This is a genomic window from Pasteurella multocida (genome assembly GCF_900187275.1).
Lineage (GTDB): Bacteria > Pseudomonadota > Gammaproteobacteria > Enterobacterales > Pasteurellaceae > Pasteurella > Pasteurella multocida.
This window is the reverse complement of sequence record NZ_LT906458.1, coordinates 1,022,007-1,044,146: the sequence shown is the minus strand read 5'-3', so window position 1 is coordinate 1,044,146 and position 22,140 is coordinate 1,022,007. Positions and strand designations below refer to the sequence as shown.

Genomic DNA, 22,140 nt, shown 5'->3' with positions numbered 1-22,140 from the left:
TTGCAAGAAATTAAGCAATTTTCACGGCTTTATATTGACTGCTAGGTTGCATAATGTATTCACGTGCAGCAATAATTTGTAATTCATAGTTATCTTTTTGTTGTGTAACGGTCATGACATCATTGACAGCATTGGCGGTATGTTCAAAGGCCTCAATATCAGATTTACCATTCAGCAAATTAGCAATAAATAAACCAGCGGTTAAGTCACCCACGCCAACAGGTTCTTTACGGAATTGGTGTAATGGGCGACTAATGTGCCACATGCCGTCTTTGGTTGCCAATAGCATTTCAAATTGGCTTGAGTCTTTACCGACTTTGCTAAGGTGTTTGACGAGAACTTTTTTCGGTCCTTTGGCGAGGATCGCTCTGACCGCATCTTGTGCTTGTGCAAAATTTTCGACAGGGAGACCACTTAGCTCACGTAATTCGACTAAATTCGGTGTGATCAAATCGGCTTCTGCCATGGCTAAATTAATTAGCCCTTCTTTTACGCCTTCTGCAACGATACAGCCTTTATCAGGATGACCCATAACAGGATCGCATAAGTACAGCGCATTTGGATTTTTGCTTTTAATAAAACGCACCGCATTAACAATTTCTTCGACTTGTTCAGCCGAACCAATATAGCCAGAAACAATGGCGTCGCATAAGTGGAGCGCTTCAATGGCATCAATACCACGCACAATTTCGCCAATTTGTTCTTTCGGAATCACCATGCCAGTCCATTTACCATATTGCGTATGGTTAGAAAATTGAACTGTATTTAATGCCCAAACATCCACACCTAATAATTGCATAGGGAATGTAGCAGATTTATTTCCCGCATAGCCATAGACCACATGGGACTGTATTGAAAGCACATGTTTCATGTTATTGTTTTCCTTCTCGAATAAATTGATTAAGTAGTGGGGTTGCTAATTTTTGTTGTGATTCTGGCAAGAATACTTCAGCTTTCCAAAATGAACCATCATTTTCGAGATTATAATAAGCAACCCCATCCAGTTTATCTTTCCCTTTATTGACCTGATAAGCCATGAGATGTGGTTTTAAGCGTACTTGTGATAATGGTGGGACAGTGGCGCTATAGGCTTCAAAATCATGTTCTTTGGCATCTTTTTGTGCTTCTGGAAAAAACGCAGAGGCTGATATCATGGCACAGCCTACACAAGCACCCGCATGGTAATAAGATAAATAACCTTTTCCTGTTTTGGGTGTAAAAACATAAGAAATTGAACCGTTTACGCCAACACCACCATTCAGTAGTTGCCAATTTTTAGGCACAAGGATCATTTTTTCAAAAGGTACAGCATAAAGGTCAAATTGTTCTAAGATCTCAGCGTTTAATTTCGTTGAAAACGGCGTGACGGGGGTTTTTATCCAACTACCTTCAATATTGTTTTCATATTTTGTTTGATAAACAGAAATTTCTTGCTTGTTCAGTATCCTTTTTTCTAAAAATATGGCTTCCATCATCACGGGGTCTTGCTCGATATTGGGCGCAAAGGAAAATTCATATTTATCTGCAAAAGCAATCACAGAATAACTAAGGGAGAAAATAGCAGTGATGAAAAGTGAAATACGACGCATAATAACCTTTCCCAAAAAAAAGTGCGGTATGTGTACCGCACTAATTGAGTTTTAACAGTAACCGTAGTCCATTAAACGATTATAACGGCGATGAAGTAGATTATCTTCATCAAGCATTTCCAGTTCGTTGAGATCGTCTAATAAACGTTGTTTTAAGTTATGCGCCATCGCGTCAAAATCACGATGTGCGCCGCCTAACGGTTCTTCAATGATACTGTCAATTAAGTTTAATTCTTTCAGACGATTGGCCGTTAATCCCATGACTTCCGCTGCTGTAGATGCTTTTTCTGCGCTTTTCCATAAAATAGAGGCACAACCTTCAGGTGAAATCACAGAATAAGTACTGTATTGCAACATATTGACTTTATCACCTACACCAATGGCTAACGCGCCACCTGAACCACCTTCACCGATAACGGTACAAATCACTGGTACTTTTAAAGTAGACATTTCACGTAAATTACGAGCAATGGCCTCGGACTGACCACGTTCTTCTGCACCTACACCTGGGTATGCTCCTGGTGTATCAATAAAGGTAATAATCGGTAAATTAAAACGCTCCGCCATTTGCATTAAACGTAAAGCTTTACGGTAACCTTCAGGGGCAGGCATACCAAAGTTACGTTTGACTTTGTCTTTGACACTGCGTCCTTTTTGGTGACCGATGACCATAACCGGTTTGCCGTCTAAACGGGCTAAACCGCCTACAATGGCTTTATCATCGGCAAAGGCGCGATCACCGGCTAATTCTTCAAATTCAGTAAAAATACGTTCAATATAATCAAGTGTATAAGGACGATTTGGATGACGTGCCATTTTTGACACTTGCCATGCGTCTAAATTGGCAAAGGTTTTTTTGGTTAACTCGGCACTTTTCTTTTGCAAACGTGCAATTTCATCATCAAGATTAATTTCATCGTCTTGACTTGCGACAGAACGCAGAGATTCGATTTTCGCTTCCAGTTCTGCGATAGGTAATTCAAAATCTAAATATTCTTGGGCCATTTTTCTTCCTGTTCTTAAATTAGCACAATTTGTAGCGCACTTTAGCAAGATTTTTATTAAGGTGCAAACATAGGCAATATTGTATGCTTTTTTTTAGCAAAAATCATGTGCTGATTCACTTGTTATACCATTAGATATCAGAGAAAGAGGAATGGGGTTAAGTACAGACTTTTCTCAATTTGATTATTTCTTTAGATATAAAAATATTGATTGAACTTTTATGGATAATCTTTTGTCCAAGCAATGCGTTTGGTACGCAATAAAATGAATTTAGGAGTTTTTATGAAATTAAATAAAACAGCATTGATTGCAATATTAGCTACTCTTTCATTAAGTGCAATTTCTGCACAAGCAACCATTATGGAAGCCAGTTCAAAAGGGGAATTAGCGAAAGTCGTTTATAGCTGTGAAGGGAAAAAAACACTCGATGTGATTTTTGTGAATACCAGCAAAGATAGTTTTGCGATTATTAACCAAGTTGACGAAATGATTCCACTTGAAATTGTTAAGTCAGCTTCAGGCGCAAATTATAAAGCCATCAATAAAGATTATACTTACGAACTTCACACCAAAGGAAATAAAGCAGAATTGATTGGTGATGGGCAAGTGATTATTGGCGGTTGTGTGACGGAATAAGTCAATACTAATCAATTAAACATTAAACAAAATAGAAAGCCCTGCATTTGCAGGGCTTATTTGTTAGGTTATTCCCACTCAATTGTTGCTGGCGGCTTACCGCTAACGTCATAAACAACGCGAGAAATCCCATTGACTTCATTAATAATACGATTGGAAATTTTACCTAAGAGATCATAAGGCAGGTGTGCCCAATGTGCGGTCATAAAATCGATTGTTTCCACAGCACGGAGGGAAACTACCCAGTCATATTTACGCCCATCACCCATGACACCTACGGATTTTACTGGTAAAAATACCGTGAAGGCTTGGCTGACTTTGTAGTACCAACCAGAAGCATGCAACTCTTCCATAAAGATCGCATCAGCAAGGCGGACTAAATCACAGTATTCTTTTTTGATTTCACCTAAAACACGGACACCTAAACCTGGTCCTGGGAATGGGTGACGATTTAACATTTCAGCTGGTAAACCTAATGCTAAACCGATTTTACGTACTTCATCTTTAAATAATTCACGAAGTGGTTCAACAAGTCCTAGCTTCATGTAGTCAGGTAAACCACCGACGTTATGGTGTGATTTAATCACATGTGCTTTACCTGTTTTACTTGCCGCAGACTCAATAACATCCGGATAAATCGTGCCTTGGGCTAACCATTTGACGCTGGTGAGTTTTTTCGATTCATCATCAAAGACATCCACAAAGACTTTACCAATCATTTTACGTTTTGCTTCGGGCTCATCGATGCCTTTTAACGCATCTAAGAAACGATCTTCTGCTTTTACGTGGATAATGTTTAAACCAAATTTATCGCCAAACATCTCCATCACTTGTTCCGCTTCGTTGAGACGTAATAAACCGTTATCTACGAAAACACAGTGTAAGTTTTTACCAATCGCACGATGTAAGAGTAGTGCAGTGACAGAAGAGTCAACGCCACCAGATAAGCCTAAAATCACTTCATCATCGCCCACTTGTGCTTTAAGACGAGCAACGGCATCTTCAATGATATTTTCTGGTGTCCAGTTACGTTCACAACCACAGATCTTCACCACAAAATTCGTTAATAATTCAAGCCCGCTTTTTGTATGAGTCACTTCTGGGTGGAATTGGACACCATAAAAACGACGACGTTCATCCGACATAGCTGCGATTGGACAGGTTGAGGTCATTGCGGTGACTTGGAAATGATCTGGCAAACGCGTCACTTTATCGCCATGGCTCATCCAAACGTCTAATTTGGGCTGTGAACTTGCGACATCATCATTTAATTGAGCAAATAACGCGTCCGCGGCTTTTAGATTCACTGATGCATAACCAAATTCTCGGTGAGTAGAAGTTTCAGTTAAACCACCTAGTTGCATCGCCATGGTTTGCATACCATAACAGATCCCTAATACGGGTACACCGGCGTTGAATACGTATTCGGGAGCTCGTGGGCTGTTTTCTTCAGTGGTACTTTCAGGACCACCAGAAAGAATAATCCCAGTTGGATTAAACTCACGAATATCGGCTTCGGATACATCCCATGCCCAAAGTTCGCAGTACACGCCAATTTCACGTACACGGCGGGCAATCAACTGGGTATATTGTGAACCGAAGTCCAAAATTAAAATTTTATGGTTGTGAATGTTGTTCATTTAAGTTCTCTTAGTTGTTTTTACGTAAATATTAAATCGGGTTAAAGTTTAAATATATTGTGTAAAAGGAGTTTGAATTTGCGATGACATCAAGATGTTATCGGTTTTTTAAACATCCTCTATATATTCTTCAAGAAACAACACCTCTTTTTGTGTCAGTGTTTTTATTTTATCCACATAGGGTATCAGAAAATGATGTTCAGCTAGAAATACAGTGATGGCTTCCTTATTTTTATCCACAAAACAGATGCTGAGTGAACTGCGATTATGTCTTCGGGTTGTCTCTATATTTGCCAGAGTAAAGGATTCAATGTCCGCTTTATCAAAGACGATAGCGCGGTCATCACTGGTAAAACCGATTTTATGATTGAGATCATCTGTCCAAATCAGGCTTTGTGCATCACGAAACTTTTCTTTTATTTTTGGTGGTCGGCGTTTAATAATGGAATTATCGGTATAATCCATTTTTATTAAATTTTGCGCCTCAATCACTAAATAATCCGTTATCACTAATTGATTTTCATAAGGCTCGTTGATCACATAATCTAAATAGTCTGTCGTATCTCTAATGCTGAATTTAGTGTATCCCCTATCAAAATCGTCTCGTATATGTCGATAATAACGCAATTCAAATTCTGTCGCGTTAAGGCGTAAAACAGACTTATATAATTTCGGATCGGCTCGTTCTTCAACACATGATCTGATTAACTGTTGGTTCTCACGTAATGCGGCGGTTAATTCCTGATAACTTTTTTCTGTCGCGGATTCATGATAGCACTCAGTGTATAACGCTAAAATCGGTACATCTTTTCGGACACTTGGTGTGATCCACACATCCTTGAGTAATAAACGCCCTATCCGAATAGGGAAGATAAAGTCATAAGAGATTCCTTTTTCTTTAAATTGTGTCTGCTGAAATAAGGCTTCATAAGTAGTCCCCCAAGGAATAAATATTTTTTCAGGAGATTGAATTTCAAAACCTTGTGTATAGTCAGTATAGGCTTCATCAAGAATCACATAATTTTGAGTTTGTTTTTTACGCCAAATTTGAATAGAAAAAGGCCCTTTCTTACAAAGATATTCAAAAAACGTTGCGTCATCAAAACCATACTTGGATGATAGTGTCTGATACATTTGAGTAAATCCATGATAATTTACCCCAATTTTGAAAAAATCATTCAAGTACAGTGTCAGTCGATTATTTCTTATCTCAGGATCTTTCACCAAATAAACATAGTTTAGCTGGCTTAAATCAAACTCACCGCATTTTCCTTCAATACTAATGAGATGATGTTGAATATTGATTTTATATCGATATTTATTTCTTAAAAACTTTAATAGAAAAAGTTTAATAACATTTTTAATTTTAATGCCATACATAAAAATAAGCTTCTCTATTAACGTTGTTATTTAAAATAAACTTAGGTGGGGATAATCCCCACCTAAGCAATGTTTAACCCATACGATAATTAGGGGCTTCTTTTGTGATAGTCACATCATGCACATGGCTTTCTTGGATCCCTGCACCACTAATGCGCACAAACTGCGCTTTGGTACGGAGTTCATCAATGGTTGCACAACCCGTTAAGCCCATACAAGAACGCAATCCACCCATTTGTTGATGGATAATTTCTTTTAAGAATCCTTTATATGGAATACGTCCTTCAATACCTTCTGGTACTAATTTGTCAGCTGCATTATCGGACTGGAAATAGCGGTCGCTTGAGCCTTTGCTCATCGCACCTAACGATCCCATACCTCGATAAGATTTAAAGGCACGACCTTGATAAAGTTCGATTTCACCTGGTGCTTCTTCTGTACCTGCAAACATGGAACCCACCATAACACAAGAGGCGCCCGCCGCAATGGCTTTCGAAATATCACCAGAGAAACGGATACCGCCATCTGCAATCACAGGAATACCCCGATCTTTTAGTGCTTCTGCCGCATCGGCAATCGCTGTAATTTGTGGAACGCCCACGCCTGTGACAATACGTGTTGTACAAATTGAACCAGGACCAATCCCCACTTTCACTGCACTTGCCCCTGCATCAGCCAACGCAATTGCGCCTTCAGCGGTTGCCACATTACCTGCAACAATTGGCAAATCTGGGTATTTCGCACGAGTTTCACGCACACGTTGTAACACACCTTCTGAATGACCGTGTGATGAGTCAATCAATAACACATCGACCCCTGCTTTCACTAATGCATCAATACGTTCTTCATTACCAGGTCCTGCTCCTACTGCAGCACCGACACGTAAACGACCAAATTCATCTTTACAGGCTTGTGGTTTTTGCTCGGATTTTTGGTAGTCTTTTAAGGTGATCATGCCTTTTAATTTGAAATCGTCGCTGACAACAAGGACTTTTTCTACACGGTGTGTATGCATTAGACCAAAAATTTCATCGCGACTTGCATTGCGTTTCACCGTGACAAGACGAGCTTTAGGGGTCATAAAGTCCGCCACTGTTTTATTTAAATCCGTGACAAAGCGTGTATCACGACCAGTAATGATACCGACAAGATTTTTTTCATCATCAACAACAGGGAAACTCGCAAAACCATTTTTCTTCACTAATTCACTTAATTCTGCTAAAGATAAGGTTGGTGAAACGGTGACAGGATCGGATACAATACCGCTCTCAAATTTTTTCACTTTGCGGACACGTTCCGCTTGACGCTCAATAGACATATTTTTATGAATAAACCCGATGCCACCTTCTTGTGCAAGAGAGATTGCCAGTTTAGTTTCTGTCACGGTATCCATGGCGGCGGATAACATTGGGATATTGAGGCGGATAGTTTTGGTGAGTTGAGTGGAAAGGTCTGCGGTATTTGGGAGCACAGTAGAATGTGCTGGGACAAGCAAAACATCATCGAAGGTTAATGCTTCTTTTATTACTCGTAACATTGCAATATTCTCTCTTAGGTTGATATGAAAAATAAAAGGGTAAAAAATATTGCGGTCGCATTATACAGATTTCGTTGCTGTTTGAAAATGGATTTTTTTATCGATTTTCGAGAAAATCATTGTCTATAATAAGTTGCCTCTCTTTGGTTATATAAATAAGGATTTTTATGCAAAACGTACTTGCATTACTCGCTAGCTATCAACAACTTTCTTTAGCAGAATTGACTGCACTTTTAGGTTATTCAGAACAAGATATCTTACACAATATCGAAAAATTGAAACAACAAGGGATACAAATAGAACAGCAAGTCCAACATTTTCGTCTCATACCTCAATTAAGTCGCTTAAATGAATCTTATTTGACGCAAGCGTTAGCACCTTACCCACTTTATATTAAGCCGATTATTAACTCGACCAATCAATTCTTGCTTGACAATATTGCACATTTGGAAAAAGGCGCTATTTGCTTAGCAGAATATCAAACTGCGGGACGTGGACGACGTGGTCGTCAATGGCTTTCTCCTTTTGCTGGACAAGTGATTATGAGTTTGTATTGGGCATGTGACCAAAAGGTCAATTTAGAAGGCTTGAGTTTAGTAGTGGGTATGGCAATCGCAGAAACGCTAAAGCAAGCAGGTGCTTTGAACATTGGATTAAAATGGCCAAATGATGTGCTATTACATGGGCGCAAATTAGCAGGGATTTTGGTCGAAATCGCCAATCGTCAGAATAATCAACATAATCTCGTGATTGGCTTTGGCATTAATTTGTCTTTCCCAAAACAAACACAGCAAATTGATCAACCTTGGGCAGAGCTGATTGAAGTATTACCAACGATTGATCGGAATAAATTGATCGCAGAATTAGGTAAAAAGTTGATTGCACGTTTACAACATTTTGAACAAGCAGGAATTGATGAAGCATTTCGCCAAGATTGGCGAGATATGGATGCGTATTTTGGGGAAGAGGTTCATGTGTTAACGGAAAACCATAAAATCACAGGTATTGCGCAGGGAATTGATAAACGGGGTTATCTTCAACTGATAACGAGCGAGGGAATGCAATATTTCAATGGTGGGGAAGTGTCACTCAGGAAAGCCTCTTGATACTATCGTTATAAATAAAAGTGCGGTCAAAAAAATGAAAATTTTTAACCGCACTTTATACTTTACACAACAACTTGTACTAATGCTGCAATATCCTCAGCGAACCTGTTTTGTTTTGCCATCGACACAATTGTTTCGTGGTCGTATTTTTTCGCGTTATATACTACGACAATACTGGTATCACCAATTTGTAAGAAATTACGCTCGCCAAAAGCTGTATAACGTGTTGCGCCAATGCCAATCACGGCTTGTTTAGGATAATTGGCTTTCGCTAATAAAGCAGGAATATCGTTCATAGGTCCTTGATCAGGTTGGGTATTCATCTTAGTGATTATCCAATTCAATAACTTTTGATGAAAATAACTATAACCCAGAGCAGGACTATCGATGCCGTATTCATTGAAATCTGTACCACGTTTATGAAAACAGGCAATATGGTAATGATCTAATTCACAACCTGGTGCAAAAGAACTTAGCGGTAATAGCGTGTTAGCAAGCCCCTTGGTTTTTTCTCCCCAGTTTTTCTTTTCACTAATTTTTTTTGCATCGGGACGACGGATAGAACAATCATTGTAGGCGGTAAAGAAACGCGGTGTAAGAGAAATGACTTGTTTCTCTTGATATTCAATATCACAGATTAAGGCAATCTCTGGTTCAATCTGTAAATTATCCGCCCCTTTTTGCTTTGGAAAACAGATTTGATCATGGGTCAGAGGAAACGTGGCAAGAAATTGATGTTCAGGATTGAGTGTTTCACTCGGTACATAAAAAGGAAAAATCGCTTTTGGCTGAATTTCTTCTTCTGTTTGCACCGAAATAAAATCAGCCGCTTCACCCGCTTGTTCTAAATGACCTGCGAAATTTCCTGCGACACCAAAACAAATCATATTTTTAAAATCAAATGCCATGTTTTCCTCCTTGTTCATTCTATTAAACGATAAAATCATTTCACTTTAGTCTTAAATTTAAGCGAAAACAACCGTTTTTGTTTGTTCTGTAAACAGCTAATAAAAAAATTAACTTTTTTTGTAAAAAGGGGTTGCAAAGGGTTTTAAAATGCCTATAATACGCCCCACACAACGACGCGACGTTGTACGAGATAGTAGATACACCTCGCGTCGTTGTTTTTTGTTCTTTAACAATCTAACAGACAATCTGTGTGGGCACTTGTTGATTGATTTCATTTAAAAAATTTTAAAATTGAAGTCTTAATAGGTGCTTAATACTGAAAATTCATGATACTTTTGAAGTAAATGTAAACTTTTAGCTAAGCAGTTTATTGAGCGATTGAACTTTGAATTGAAGAGTTTGATCATGGCTCAGATTGAACGCTGGCGGCAGGCTTAACACATGCAAGTCGAACGGTAGCAGGAAGAAAGCTTGCTTTCTTTGCTGACGAGTGGCGGACGGGTGAGTAATGCTTGGGAATCTGGCTTATGGAGGGGGATAACTGTGGGAAACTGCAGCTAATACCGCGTATTCTCTGAGGAGGAAAGGGTGGGACCTTAGGGCCACCTGCCATAAGATGAGCCCAAGTGGGATTAGGTAGTTGGTGGGGTAAAGGCCTACCAAGCCTGCGATCTCTAGCTGGTCTGAGAGGATGACCAGCCACACTGGAACTGAGACACGGTCCAGACTCCTACGGGAGGCAGCAGTGGGGAATATTGCGCAATGGGGGGAACCCTGACGCAGCCATGCCGCGTGAATGAAGAAGGCCTTCGGGTTGTAAAGTTCTTTCGGTAATGAGGAAGGGATGTTGTTAAATAGATAGCATCATTGACGTTAATTACAGAAGAAGCACCGGCTAACTCCGTGCCAGCAGCCGCGGTAATACGGAGGGTGCGAGCGTTAATCGGAATAACTGGGCGTAAAGGGCACGCAGGCGGACTTTTAAGTGAGATGTGAAATCCCCGAGCTTAACTTGGGAACTGCATTTCAGACTGGGAGTCTAGAGTACTTTAGGGAGGGGTAGAATTCCACGTGTAGCGGTGAAATGCGTAGAGATGTGGAGGAATACCGAAGGCGAAGGCAGCCCCTTGGGAATGTACTGACGCTCATGTGCGAAAGCGTGGGGAGCAAACAGGATTAGATACCCTGGTAGTCCACGCTGTAAACGCTGTCGATTTGGGGATTGGGCTATATGCTTGGTGCCCGAAGCTAACGTGATAAATCGACCGCCTGGGGAGTACGGCCGCAAGGTTAAAACTCAAATGAATTGACGGGGGCCCGCACAAGCGGTGGAGCATGTGGTTTAATTCGATGCAACGCGAAGAACCTTACCTACTCTTGACATCCTAAGAAGAGCTCAGAGATGAGCTTGTGCCTTCGGGAACTTAGAGACAGGTGCTGCATGGCTGTCGTCAGCTCGTGTTGTGAAATGTTGGGTTAAGTCCCGCAACGAGCGCAACCCTTATCCTTTGTTGCCAGCGATTCGGTCGGGAACTCAAAGGAGACTGCCAGTGACAAACTGGAGGAAGGTGGGGATGACGTCAAGTCATCATGGCCCTTACGAGTAGGGCTACACACGTGCTACAATGGTGCATACAGAGGGCAGCGAGAGTGCGAGCTTGAGCGAATCTCAGAAAGTGCATCTAAGTCCGGATTGGAGTCTGCAACTCGACTCCATGAAGTCGGAATCGCTAGTAATCGCAAATCAGAATGTTGCGGTGAATACGTTCCCGGGCCTTGTACACACCGCCCGTCACACCATGGGAGTGGGTTGTACCAGAAGTAGATAGCTTAACCTTCGGGGGGGCGTTTACCACGGTATGATTCATGACTGGGGTGAAGTCGTAACAAGGTAACCGTAGGGGAACCTGCGGTTGGATCACCTCCTTACCTAAAATGGAACGACTGCAAGTGTTCACACAGATTGTTTGGTAGATTGTGTCAATGAAGAGACAAAAAACCGAAATCCTTTTGGGTCTGTAGCTCAGGTGGTTAGAGCGCACCCCTGATAAGGGTGAGGTCGGTGGTTCAAGTCCACTCAGACCCACCACTCAAGCGAAAGCAAAAGAGTGAAGCGAAAAGGGATGACGGCGCATTGTAATGATGTGAATGGGGATATAGCTCAGCTGGGAGAGCGCCTGCCTTGCACGCAGGAGGTCAGCGGTTCGATCCCGCTTATCTCCACCAAATCATCATTGCTAAGTGTTTTGTGTAAATGGCATTAGTCTGGATAGGTTAATGGTTTTTACATTAAGAATATTTAGCAATGATGAGCGAAAAATGGCGAAGCCATTTTGACTTGTCTTTATTGTTCTTTAAAAAATTGGAAACAAGCTGAAAAACTGAAGAGATTTTCGAAAGAAAGTCTGAGTAGAAAAAATCTTGCATGAAAAAAGGCATGCAAGTGTTTAGCGTTTAAACACAACATCAAGGTGATGAAACTTGATTAATGCATTAGCAAAGGTTAATGGATTAATTGAGATTAAGTAAGAATACTTGAGGTTGTATGGTTAAGTGACTAAGCGTACAGGGCGGATGCCTTGGCAATCAGAGGCGATGAAGGACGTGCTAATCTGCGAAAAGCTTGGATGAGTCGATAAGAGGCGTTTAATCCAAGATGTCCGAATGGGGAAACCCGATGGATGAAGAATCCATCATTTCATGGTGAATACATAGCGATGAAAGGCGAACCGGGAGAACTGAAACATCTAAGTACCCCGAGGAAAAGAAATCAACCGAGATTCTGTGAGTAGCGGCGAGCGAAAGCGGAAGAGCCAGTAAGTTTTAGCTAGCATATTAGAGGAATTGGCTGGGAAGCCAAATCAAAGAGGGTGATAATCCCGTACTCGAAAGTATGTTAGTGGAACTAAGCTTACGATAAGTAAGGCGGGACACGAGAAATCCTGTTTGAAGATGGGGGGACCATCCTCCAAGGCTAAATACTCCTGATTGACCGATAGTGAACCAGTACTGTGAAGGAAAGGCGAAAAGAACCCCGGTGAGGGGAGTGAAATAGAACCTGAAACCCTGTACGTACAAGCAGTAGGAGCGAGGGCAACCTTGTGACTGCGTACCTTTTGTATAATGGGTCAGCGACTTATATTTTGTAGCGAGGTTAACTGAATAAGGGAGCCGAAGGGAAACCGAGTCTTAACTGGGCGTTGAGTTGCAAGGTATAGACCCGAAACCCGGTGATCTAGCCATGGGCAGGTTGAAGGTTGGGTAACACTAACTGGAGGACCGAACCGACTAATGTTGAAAAATTAGCGGATGACTTGTGGCTGGGGGTGAAAGGCCAATCAAACCGGGAGATAGCTGGTTCTCCCCGAAATCTATTTAGGTAGAGCCTTGAGCGGACACCTTCGGGGGTAGAGCACTGTTTCGGCTAGGGGTCCATCCCGGATTACCAACCCGATGCAAACTGCGAATACCGAAGAGTGATACTCAGGAGACACACGGCGGGTGCTAACGTTCGTCGTGGAGAGGGAAACAACCCAGACCGCCAGCTAAGGTCCCGAAGTCTATATTAAGTGGGAAACGAAGTGGGAAGGCTTAGACAGCTAGGATGTTGGCTTAGAAGCAGCCATCATTTAAAGAAAGCGTAATAGCTCACTAGTCGAGTCGGCCTGCGCGGAAGATGTAACGGGGCTCAAATATAGCACCGAAGCTGCGGCATCAGAATTTATTCTGTTGGGTAGGGGAGCGTTGTGTAAGCGGATGAAGGTGGCTCGAGAGGGTTGCTGGACGTATCACAAGTGCGAATGCTGACATAAGTAACGATAAAACGAGTGAAAAACTCGTTCGCCGGAAGACCAAGGGTTCCTGTCCAACGTTAATCGGGGCAGGGTGAGTCGGCCCCTAAGGCGAGGCTGAAAAGCGTAGTCGATGGGAAACGGGTTAATATTCCCGTACTTGGATAAACTGCGATGTGGGGACGGAGAAGGTTAGGTTAGCAGACTGTTGGATGTCTGTTTAAGGTGGTAGGTGGAAGACTTAGGCAAATCCGGGTCTTTATAAACACTGAGAGCTGATGACGAGGTCTTAAGGGACTGAAGTAACTGATACCCTGCTTCCAGGAAAAGCCACTAAGCTTCAGGTTTATCTAAACCGTACTGAAAACCGACACAGGTGGTCAGGTAGAGAATACTCAGGCGCTTGAGAGAACTCGGGTGAAGGAACTAGGCAAAATAGCACCGTAACTTCGGGAGAAGGTGCGCTTACAGTAATTGTAGTCCCTCGCGGATGAAGGTGAAGTAAGTCGAAGATACCAGCTGGCTGCAACTGTTTATTAAAAACACAGCACTCTGCAAACACGAAAGTGGACGTATAGGGTGTGATGCCTGCCCGGTGCTGGAAGGTTAATTGATGGTGTTATCGAAAGAGAAGCTCCTGATCGAAGCCCCAGTAAACGGCGGCCGTAACTATAACGGTCCTAAGGTAGCGAAATTCCTTGTCGGGTAAGTTCCGACCTGCACGAATGGCATAATGATGGCCAGGCTGTCTCCACCCGAGACTCAGTGAAATTGAAATCGCCGTGAAGATGCGGTGTACCCGCGGCTAGACGGAAAGACCCCGTGAACCTTTACTATAGCTTGACACTGAACATTGAATTTTGATGTGTAGGATAGGTGGGAGCCTTTGAAGCAGTGACGCCAGTCATTGTGGAGGCGACCTTGAAATACCACCCTTTAACGTTTGATGTTCTAACGAAGTGCCTGAAACGGGTACTCGGACAGTGTCTGGTGGGTAGTTTGACTGGGGCGGTCTCCTCCCAAAGCGTAACGGAGGAGCACGAAGGTTTGCTAATGACGGTCGGACATCGTCAGGTTAGTGCAATGGTATAAGCAAGCTTAACTGCGAGACAGACAAGTCGAGCAGGTGCGAAAGCAGGTCATAGTGATCCGGTGGTTCTGAATGGAAGGGCCATCGCTCAACGGATAAAAGGTACTCCGGGGATAACAGGCTGATACCGCCCAAGAGTTCATATCGACGGCGGTGTTTGGCACCTCGATGTCGGCTCATCACATCCTGGGGCTGAAGTAGGTCCCAAGGGTATGGCTGTTCGCCATTTAAAGTGGTACGCGAGCTGGGTTTAGAACGTCGTGAGACAGTTCGGTCCCTATCTGCCGTGGGCGTTGGATGATTGATTGGGGCTGCTCCTAGTACGAGAGGACCGGAGTGGACGCATCACTGGTGTTCCAGTTGTCTCGCCAGAGGCATTGCTGGGTAGCTAAATGCGGAAGAGATAAGTGCTGAAAGCATCTAAGCACGAAACTTGCCAAGAGATGAGTCATCCCTGACTTTAAGTCAGTAAGGGTTGTTGTAGACTACGACGTAGATAGGTTGGGTGTGTAAGTGTAGTGATACATTGAGCTAACCAATACTAATTGCCCGAGAGGCTTAACCATACAACGCTCAAGTGTTTTTGGGTGTTGAGTGAGATGTTAGACGAAGACGAAGAAGAGAAAATTACTTTAGACAGCTTGTTTTTGATTAAAGTGCGAGAGTGAAGAAAGCACGAAGGAAGAACAGAAGAATAGAGAAGACATCAACCGAATATCTTGGCGGCGATAGTGCAGTGGACCCACCTAACTCCATGCCGAACTTAGAAGTGAAACGCTGTAACGCCGATGGTAGTGTGGGGCTTCCCCATGTGAGAGTAGGACACCGCCAGGTCTGAATGAGAAGAAACCTCAAGTAGAGATACTTGAGGTTTTTTTGTGTTTGGAGAGAGTGGGGATATGGGGAGAGTGTCATTCGCATAACAAGAAGTATAGTCATTACCCAAAAATCAAGCAGGACTAAGCAGTAATACAGTAATTAAGAAGCAATTAAGAAACAGCAATTAATGAGCAGTCAAGAGGCAATTAGGCAGGTTGTTTGGGGGAGTCGTCGCTTTTTGCTTTATTCATAAATCTCAAATTACTTTCTGAATGACAAAACGTAAGTCACATTATTTCTCACAATAAAGAGTATGACATTACATTTCTTTTCGTTTTTTCAGTTAAAATAGAAAAACTGTATTTGGCAGCGTTATGTTGGAACATGAAATGAATAATGGTTATATTTTAATTACTGGTGCAAGCTCAGGAATTGGTTATCAGCTTGCTAAAACATATGCTCAAAAAGGCAATAAATTAATTTTAGTGGCAAGGACTTTAGCGCCTTTAGTTGCATTGCAGCAACAATATGTGGGAAACATTGAGATTATCCAAGCAGATTTGTCTTGTTTAGAAGAGACGCGAAATGTATATACTTTTACACAACAACGAGGATGGTTTATTCATACATTAATTAATAATGCAGGAGTAGGATTATTAGGGGATTTTACTCAGACTACATTAGAAGATGAAATCGCGATGGTGAACTTGAATATTCAGTCTTTAATGATACTCAGCAAACTGTATTTACAAGATATGATGAAAATGAATCAAGGGCACATTCTTAATGTTTCTTCTGTTGCGGGTGAAATGCCGGGTGGTCCTCAAATGTCGGTATATTATGCAACTAAAGCCTTTGTTACGTCATTTAGTCAAGGACTAAGTTATGAATTAAGACACACGGGAATAAAGGTGTCCATTTTAGCACCGGGTCCTACATTGACCAATTTTGTTAAAACGGCGACACGCACAGAAAACGCGACGCTCTTTGATATGTTGACGTTTCAGACCGCGGAGACAGTTGCTCGATATACTGAAAAGCATTTAGCACATAAGAAATTGATTATTCCGGGTGTCTGGAATAAATTGATGGTTTATAGTCACCGTTTTTTACCACGAACTTTTGTTATTGCACTTGTAAGTCGTATTCAGCATTTAAAGAAAGAGAAGTAGCGCTATTTTGTAGCCCAAGAACCTTCATCTAATAAGCGTCCAAAATGGCTTTCGACTAGACGTTTTGTGACTTCCGTTTGTGGATGAGTAAAGAGTGATTTGGTCTGTCCATATTCAATCATTTTGCCTTCGTCCATTACTAAGACATTATCCGCCATATGTTTGATGATACCTAAATGTTGACCAACATAAATATAGGAAATACCCAACTTATCTTGTAAATGTAACATCAAGTTAGTGAGTTGGGTTTTTACCGTGGCATCTAGTGAGCCTAGTGCATCATCTGCGATAATGATTTGCGGATCTAAAATTAAGGCCCTCGCTAACGCAACACGTTGTTTCTGACTGGCTGACATCGTGTTGATTTTAACATTCGCATGATCTGGATACAGCCCTACTAATTTGAGTGTATTGAAGATTTTTTGGTTACGATCTTGGTTATCGAGATGTGTCACTAAACGCAAAGGCGCATCCAAAATTTGTCCCACATTTAAGCGTGGATTAAAGGCTGTGTTAGGATCTTGAAAGATCATGCGGATGTGTTTTGCCCGATATTGGTAATCACCAAAGAGGAGAGGTTGACCATTAAAGAGAATACGCCCCGAAGTTGGAGGGATAATACCCACGATCATTTTGGCAAGCGTTGATTTTCCAGAGCCATTTTTACCAATAATGGCTAGTGTCTGTTTTTTATCAAGACGAAAACTAATTCTTTCTACAGCATTAAATTGGCTGGCGCCAAATAAGCTCATCGTATCAGTAAAAGATTTTGACAGATCTTCAACTTGTAATAGTGCCATTCTCTTTACCTTCTATTCTGATTTTGCATTTTGGAGTATTAAAGGGGCGCTAACCTGTTTTTCTTTAAATTGTTTTTCGCGTAAATTTAAAGGGTAGTGACAGGAAAATTCATGCTGTTTAATACGATACCTTGTAGGTTTTACAATACATTTTTTTTGTGCAAAGGGGCATCTCGGTCCAAGGCGACAACCAATTGGCATTTGTTCTAATAAAGGAACGGTGCCTTTTAATGTATTTAAGCGACTTTTCAAGGGTAATGGTTGACTAAAGTCTGGAATCGAATGTAACAAGGCTTGTGTATAGGGATGATGTGGGTGTTCTAAAATCTCTTCTTTTGGTCCAGATTCGGCATTTTGTCCACAGTAAAGTACAGAAAATGTATCACACCATTCACTGATACTCTTGATATCGTTACTGGTCAGTAAAATAGATGTGCCTTGATTTTGGTTCATACTTGAGAGTAAGCGAAAGATCTGAGCTTTAGTGATTGATTCCACAGAGTTAGTCGGCTCATCAGCAATGAGTAAACGAGGCTGATTCGCAACGGCAATGGCGATCATGACTTTTTGTCCTTCACCTTCGGTAATCTCTTCAGGATAACTTTGCATGATATCCTCGTGTTCTTTAATGCCTACTTTGTGTAATAATTCGATTGCGCGACGTTTTTTCCAACCAAACCACTGCCACCAACGACCTTTAAATGTCCATGAGGGGATATTCTGGATGATTTGTTTGCCAATCGTTTTGCTCGGGTCTAAACAAGTCAGTGGGTCTTGGAAGATCATTGATATTTCTTGCCCAATTAATTTACGTCGTTTTTTGGGCGGTAATTTTAGTAATTCAATGTTGTCAAAACGGAAACGGTCGGCGGTGACAATCCAAGAGTCACGAAACACATTACAAATTACTTTTGCGATTAAGCTTTTTCCTGAACCTGATTCTCCGACTAAACCACAAATTTCGCCTTCGTTAAGGGTAAGATTGACATTATCGACAACCTTGATACGCCCTTGCGATGTTTCAATTTCAATACACAGGTTTCGAATATCTAATAGCGCCATGATTCACCTACTCGTAATATTTCTCTATCGCTTTACACAGCCCTTGGCTGAAAATAAAAACGACTAAAATGGTTAAAATAATGGCGATGCCGGGGAGAATGACGGTCCAAGGCGCGAGATAAATCAGTTCTAAAGAATCTTTGATCATAGCACCCCATTCTGGCGTAGGGCGCTGTGCCCCCAAAGAGATAAAACTGAGTGCGCTGATATCTAAAATAGCGATGGCAAAGGCACGAGCGATTTCCTGAATATAACGTACTGAAATATTCGGCAAGATGATTTCTTTCAGGAGTGCTTTATTCGAAATTCCATCTAGTTTAAGCATTAATACATATTCTTTTTTCAGTTCATGTTGTGTGGCTTGATAGATTTCATGAATAAAGTACGGCAATAATGCTAATGTTGTGGCTAAAATGGCATTAATTAAGCTAGGCTTCATTAGCGTGGCAATAATAATAGCAATCAACAAACTCGGGATCGAAAGAAACGTATCAAGAAAATGCCCTAAAATTTTTGATTTTACACTGTGTGAAATACCCGCCCAAATGCCGAGCAATGTCCCAATCATGATAGTGAAACACACGACAACGAGAGAAGCACCGAGTGTATAGCTAGTACCGATAATGATACGACTAAAAACATCTCTGCCAATATCATCAGTACCGAAGAAAAACGAAATTTTTCCTTCGTTGGTCCAAGAAGGAGGCAGCAGTTCTTGACCGACAAATTGCATGTCGCTAGAGTAAGGTGCAATCCACGGACTAAAAAGTGCGGTTAAAATAAAAACAATAAAAAGGTAGAAGCTAAATAGCGCGATACGATCTTGTCTAAATAATAGCCAGATATGTTTTATTGCAGCACTTTCGCGAAATTCATCAGGTTCTTTATCTTGCATACCAGCCTTTCTTATTAAATGGATCGAGCATAAAGGCAAAACTTTCTGATAATACATCAACGATGATAATACATAAGCCAATAACGATCACGCCCACAGAAATACTATTATAGTCTTGTTGTGTAACGGCATCAATTAACCAGCGACCGATACCAGGCCAGCCAAATGTGCTTTCCACTAACATACATTGCGTTAGGACAAGTGTAAATAAACGTGTCGATTGAGGAATTAATAGTGGAAGTGTGTTACGTAAAACATGTTTGCGTAAGATCTTATTTTGTGACCAGCCCCGAGTCATTGCCATCTTGATATAATTTTTCGTTAACACATCTTCAGCCCGTTGCTGCACAATTCTTGTGATCTCCATTGTTGGCAAAATTGTCAGCACTAAAGTGGGTAAGACAAGATGCTGTAGGACATTCTGAATGACTTTGGTGCGGTAAAATTCGTCCATAAACCAGACATCAATAATAGGAAAGCCAGTGATTGGTTTAATCGCATAAAGTAAGTTATATTGCCCGATCGCTGAAATTTCCCAACTATGAATAGCAGAAAAATACAGTGCAATAGGTGCGATCCAAAATACTGGCATAGATAAACCTAAAGCAGACATGGTGCGAATTCCCTTCCCTAAAAAAGTGTGGCTTTTCATTGCACCCATGAGCCCTAATGGGATGCCAAATAATACGGCAAGTAAAATAGCGCTGAAGCAAAGTTCGAGGGTAGGCGGTAAAACGGTTTGGATAATGGCATTTAGTGAATCGCCTCCGTTGTACGTAATGCCAAAATCCCCTTGTAGTAAGTGAGTAATATGCGAGATATAGCCTTGTAGGAGAGTTGGCTGCATTAGTTCTTCATTCAGCGGGTCTTGGATTAAAATCATATAACTGAGCAAAGACAGAATCAGTAATGTCAGAAACACAAGGAAAACTTGGCGTAATAAAGCAATGATCATGGTTTTGCTCCTTTACGTAAAGATAAGTTTTCAAAATTAATACTGCCAAATGGACTCATTTTCACGCCTTGCACATTTGGGCTAACCACCAACATCCGTTTCGCATTGGCGATAGGAATGAGTGGGACTTCAGATAAAATAAGTTCTTGCGCTAAATTGTATTCACTGGCACGTAAGTGTAAATTGGTCGTATTGAGAGCGTTATCCATAAAATGATCGAAAAGGGGATCGCACCAATTAGAAAAATTCGTAATTTCTGTCACGGTGTTACAACTGAGAATCGGACGCATAAAACTGTCAGGGTCAAGATTACCCGCTAGCCAGCCTGCTAAAATCATATCGTAATCTTCGGAATGGGCTTTTAAACGTTCAATGAGATACGTACGTGTTACAGGCTGGACAATCACTTTCACACCAACATTGGCTAAATCTCGTTTGATCAATTCCGCCATTTTTAATGGGGAAGGATTATAGACTTGTTCTTCATTAATCACCCACATGGTCAACTGTAGTTGCTTATCTTGTAAAAATGCACGGGCTTTTTCTGGAGCATAATCGTAAGCAAAGTCTGGAGTATTGACTTTTGAAGCCCATGAAATACTAGGAATAATATTATTTGCTACAGTTGCAGTATGATGATAAATGGTTTGCACAATACGGTGACGATCAATGGCTTGAGAAATCGCTCGGCGTAGTTTCATACTTTTCATCGCTGGTTTTTTGAAATTAAACGCCAAGTAAGACAAATTCATGCCTTCCACAAAATCCACATAAAAATGTTCGTTTTTGTCTTGTAATAACCCGAGTTGACTGACTTCTGGATAGGAGACAATTTGACATTCACCATTGAGAAATTTCACTAAGCGTCCAGTACGGTCGGTTGAAAGATCAATAATGATATTTTTGATTTGGGCTGGTTTTTTCCAATAATGCTCATTGCGTATAAATCTGACATATTGATTGCGGAAATAGTTTTGTACTTTGTAAGGTCCTGTACCAACAGGTAACAAGTCTAATTGTACTAAGTTATCGTCTGCATTGAGCTGTAATGCATATTCTTGCGAAAAAATAATGGCATATTGGCTAGCAAGGTGTGACAAAATCGACGCATCGGCTTGGAATAATTTTATCTGTACTTGGTAGGGATTGATCGCTTTAATTGATTTAATTTTTTGATTTAATTTGATACTTTCAAAATAAGGAAAGCGGATCTTTTTTGCTTGCTTATGGAAAATACGGTATTGGGGATTGCTGTAGTGGATAGATTCATCATCTAATGTGGGTAGATAGCTGTTATAGCCTAACATTCTGTTAATGGAGAAGACGACATCATCCGCATTAAAGTCACGGGTTGGCGTGAACCATTCTGTATGATGAAATTTCACGCCTTTACGCAAGTTAATCGTAATCAGTGTGCCGTTATCTGAAACACGGTAAGATTCCGCCAGTGAAGGGATAACCGTTGCACTGTTATCACTTGTTTCAAAAAGTTTATTATAAATTTGCTCAGTGATCACGTTCATACTGGTCCCCGCATCTGCCGTTTGTGGATTAAACGAGAATCCTGTGGCGTGGGTACAGTAAATTAATCCATTTTGTGTTAGCTCATTGGGTACGCGTGGCGCCGCCGTAACAAAATGTGAGTAGAGAAAGAGAAAACAGGCAAAGATAACTTTTCTAATCAACATAATTGGTGTATTTGTGATAAATTATCGGGGAATTGTAAAATATATTGCAGGGATAAGCTATCCTTT

15 protein-coding genes, 2 tRNA genes and 3 rRNA genes are annotated in these 22,140 nt (G+C 41.2%); 8 read left to right on the top strand and 12 right to left on the bottom strand.

All coding sequences use genetic code 11. The features are described 5' to 3' along the window. Nucleotides 1-10 precede the first annotated feature (10 nt). Genes pdxY through accA form a run of 3 tightly spaced genes read right to left on the bottom strand, consistent with a single transcriptional unit; the run spans nt 11 to nt 2,594 of the window. Nucleotides 11-871 carry a pyridoxal kinase PdxY gene (gene pdxY, locus CKV69_RS04810; protein ID WP_005721193.1) on the bottom strand — a complete coding sequence of 287 codons (861 nt, stop codon included), beginning with the start codon at nt 869-871 and terminating at the stop codon, nt 11-13. A 1-nt stretch (nt 872) separates the two neighbouring features. Then, the gene (locus CKV69_RS04805; protein WP_014326183.1) at nt 873-1,589 is read right to left on the bottom strand and encodes a DUF4850 domain-containing protein; all 717 of its coding nucleotides are present in this window, start codon (nt 1,587-1,589) and stop codon (nt 873-875) included. Between the two features lie 51 nt (nt 1,590-1,640). Further along, nucleotides 1,641-2,594: an acetyl-CoA carboxylase carboxyl transferase subunit alpha gene (accA, locus tag CKV69_RS04800; RefSeq protein WP_014326182.1), complete on the bottom strand. Its 954-nt coding sequence runs from the start codon at nt 2,592-2,594 to the stop codon at nt 1,641-1,643. 282 nt (nt 2,595-2,876) lie between these two features. On the opposite strand from accA, the gene CKV69_RS04795 reads away from it, so the two are divergent. Next, nucleotides 2,877-3,230 carry a c-type lysozyme inhibitor gene (locus CKV69_RS04795; protein WP_038641879.1) on the top strand — a complete coding sequence of 118 codons (354 nt, stop codon included), beginning with the start codon at nt 2,877-2,879 and terminating at the stop codon, nt 3,228-3,230. A gap of 68 nt (nt 3,231-3,298) precedes the next feature. Here CKV69_RS04795 and guaA read toward each other — a convergent pair whose 3' ends face one another. The 3 genes from guaA to guaB form a co-directional block, all read right to left on the bottom strand. Then, the gene (guaA, locus tag CKV69_RS04790; RefSeq protein WP_005725350.1) at nt 3,299-4,870 is read right to left on the bottom strand and encodes a glutamine-hydrolyzing GMP synthase; all 1,572 of its coding nucleotides are present in this window, start codon (nt 4,868-4,870) and stop codon (nt 3,299-3,301) included. Nucleotides 4,871-4,978: 108 nt separating this feature from the next. Next, on the bottom strand, nt 4,979-6,250 hold the full coding sequence (locus CKV69_RS04785; RefSeq protein WP_014326181.1) for a hypothetical protein: 1,272 nt from the start codon (nt 6,248-6,250) through the stop codon (nt 4,979-4,981). A gap of 73 nt (nt 6,251-6,323) precedes the next feature. Beyond that, nucleotides 6,324-7,787, bottom strand: a complete 1,464-nt coding sequence (guaB, locus tag CKV69_RS04780) for an IMP dehydrogenase (protein ID WP_005725353.1) — start codon at nt 7,785-7,787, stop codon at nt 6,324-6,326. A gap of 167 nt (nt 7,788-7,954) precedes the next feature. Between guaB and birA the strand changes: the two genes are divergently transcribed. After that, nucleotides 7,955-8,893, top strand: a complete 939-nt coding sequence (gene birA / locus CKV69_RS04775) for a bifunctional biotin--[acetyl-CoA-carboxylase] ligase/biotin operon repressor BirA (RefSeq protein WP_014326180.1) — start codon at nt 7,955-7,957, stop codon at nt 8,891-8,893. A 62-nt stretch (nt 8,894-8,955) separates the two neighbouring features. On the opposite strand, the gene CKV69_RS04770 is transcribed toward birA, so the two are convergent. Then, nucleotides 8,956-9,801 (bottom strand): DUF5718 family protein, encoded by an 846-nt coding sequence (locus tag CKV69_RS04770; RefSeq protein ID WP_016504475.1) that lies wholly within the window; start codon nt 9,799-9,801, stop codon nt 8,956-8,958. 388 nt (nt 9,802-10,189) lie between these two features. On the opposite strand from CKV69_RS04770, the gene CKV69_RS04765 reads away from it, so the two are divergent. The 6 genes from CKV69_RS04765 to CKV69_RS04740 all read left to right on the top strand — a co-directional run bounded on the left by CKV69_RS04765 (nt 10,190) and on the right by CKV69_RS04740 (nt 16,674). Further along, nucleotides 10,190-11,731, top strand: a 16S ribosomal RNA gene (locus CKV69_RS04765). Between the two features lie 83 nt (nt 11,732-11,814). Next, a tRNA-Ile gene (locus CKV69_RS04760) sits at nt 11,815-11,891 on the top strand. A gap of 61 nt (nt 11,892-11,952) precedes the next feature. Further along, nucleotides 11,953-12,028, top strand: a tRNA-Ala gene (locus CKV69_RS04755). Between the two features lie 321 nt (nt 12,029-12,349). After that, nucleotides 12,350-15,249 (top strand): 23S ribosomal RNA (locus tag CKV69_RS04750). Between the two features lie 152 nt (nt 15,250-15,401). After that, nucleotides 15,402-15,517, top strand: a 5S ribosomal RNA gene (gene rrf, locus CKV69_RS04745). Together the 16S, 23S and 5S rRNA genes with 2 tRNA genes alongside form the textbook arrangement of a ribosomal RNA operon. Nucleotides 15,518-15,891: 374 nt before the next feature. Then, nucleotides 15,892-16,674, top strand: coding sequence for an SDR family NAD(P)-dependent oxidoreductase (locus CKV69_RS04740; protein WP_016504357.1), 783 nt, complete (start codon nt 15,892-15,894; stop codon nt 16,672-16,674). Nucleotides 16,675-16,676: 2 nt separating this feature from the next. Here CKV69_RS04740 and CKV69_RS04735 read toward each other — a convergent pair whose 3' ends face one another. The 5 genes from CKV69_RS04735 to CKV69_RS04715 are packed head-to-tail and all read right to left on the bottom strand — an operon-like array spanning nt 16,677 to nt 22,074. Then, nucleotides 16,677-17,474, bottom strand: coding sequence for a peptide ABC transporter ATP-binding protein (locus CKV69_RS04735; RefSeq protein ID WP_005722795.1), 798 nt, complete (start codon nt 17,472-17,474; stop codon nt 16,677-16,679). A 12-nt stretch (nt 17,475-17,486) separates the two neighbouring features. Continuing rightward, a complete protein-coding gene (locus tag CKV69_RS04730) occupies nt 17,487-18,536 on the bottom strand; it encodes a peptide ABC transporter ATP-binding protein (RefSeq protein ID WP_005732177.1) in 1,050 nt (349 codons plus the stop codon). Nucleotides 18,537-18,543: 7 nt separating this feature from the next. Continuing rightward, nucleotides 18,544-19,431, bottom strand: a complete 888-nt coding sequence (locus CKV69_RS04725) for an ABC transporter permease subunit (RefSeq protein WP_005722791.1) — start codon at nt 19,429-19,431, stop codon at nt 18,544-18,546. Continuing rightward, nucleotides 19,421-20,386 carry an ABC transporter permease gene (locus CKV69_RS04720; RefSeq protein WP_014326176.1) on the bottom strand — a complete coding sequence of 322 codons (966 nt, stop codon included), beginning with the start codon at nt 20,384-20,386 and terminating at the stop codon, nt 19,421-19,423. Before CKV69_RS04720 ends, CKV69_RS04725 begins: the two co-directional genes overlap by 11 nt. Continuing rightward, the gene (locus tag CKV69_RS04715; protein ID WP_014326175.1) at nt 20,383-22,074 is read right to left on the bottom strand and encodes an ABC transporter substrate-binding protein; all 1,692 of its coding nucleotides are present in this window, start codon (nt 22,072-22,074) and stop codon (nt 20,383-20,385) included. The genes CKV69_RS04720 and CKV69_RS04715 overlap by 4 nt, the downstream gene beginning before the upstream one ends. Nucleotides 22,075-22,140: the final 66 nt, after the last annotated feature.

Excerpts from the sequence above, each read along its gene's own strand:
- pdxY (WP_005721193.1), bottom strand. The coding sequence starts at position 871 with ATGAAACATGTGCTTTCAATACAGTCCCATGTGGTCTATGGCTATGCG.
- CKV69_RS04805 (WP_014326183.1), bottom strand. The coding sequence starts at position 1,589 with ATGCGTCGTATTTCACTTTTCATCACTGCTATTTTCTCCCTTAGTTAT.
- accA (WP_014326182.1), bottom strand. The coding sequence starts at position 2,594 with ATGGCCCAAGAATATTTAGATTTTGAATTACCTATCGCAGAACTGGAA.
- CKV69_RS04795 (WP_038641879.1), top strand. The coding sequence starts at position 2,877 with ATGAAATTAAATAAAACAGCATTGATTGCAATATTAGCTACTCTTTCA.
- guaA (WP_005725350.1), bottom strand. The coding sequence starts at position 4,870 with ATGAACAACATTCACAACCATAAAATTTTAATTTTGGACTTCGGTTCA.
- CKV69_RS04785 (WP_014326181.1), bottom strand. The coding sequence starts at position 6,250 with ATGTATGGCATTAAAATTAAAAATGTTATTAAACTTTTTCTATTAAAG.
- guaB (WP_005725353.1), bottom strand. The coding sequence starts at position 7,787 with ATGTTACGAGTAATAAAAGAAGCATTAACCTTCGATGATGTTTTGCTT.
- birA (WP_014326180.1), top strand. The coding sequence starts at position 7,955 with ATGCAAAACGTACTTGCATTACTCGCTAGCTATCAACAACTTTCTTTA.
- CKV69_RS04770 (WP_016504475.1), bottom strand. The coding sequence starts at position 9,801 with ATGGCATTTGATTTTAAAAATATGATTTGTTTTGGTGTCGCAGGAAAT.
- CKV69_RS04740 (WP_016504357.1), top strand. The coding sequence starts at position 15,892 with ATGAATAATGGTTATATTTTAATTACTGGTGCAAGCTCAGGAATTGGT.
- CKV69_RS04735 (WP_005722795.1), bottom strand. The coding sequence starts at position 17,474 with ATGGCACTATTACAAGTTGAAGATCTGTCAAAATCTTTTACTGATACG.
- CKV69_RS04730 (WP_005732177.1), bottom strand. The coding sequence starts at position 18,536 with ATGGCGCTATTAGATATTCGAAACCTGTGTATTGAAATTGAAACATCG.
- CKV69_RS04725 (WP_005722791.1), bottom strand. The coding sequence starts at position 19,431 with ATGCAAGATAAAGAACCTGATGAATTTCGCGAAAGTGCTGCAATAAAA.
- CKV69_RS04720 (WP_014326176.1), bottom strand. The coding sequence starts at position 20,386 with ATGATCATTGCTTTATTACGCCAAGTTTTCCTTGTGTTTCTGACATTA.
- CKV69_RS04715 (WP_014326175.1), bottom strand. The coding sequence starts at position 22,074 with ATGTTGATTAGAAAAGTTATCTTTGCCTGTTTTCTCTTTCTCTACTCA.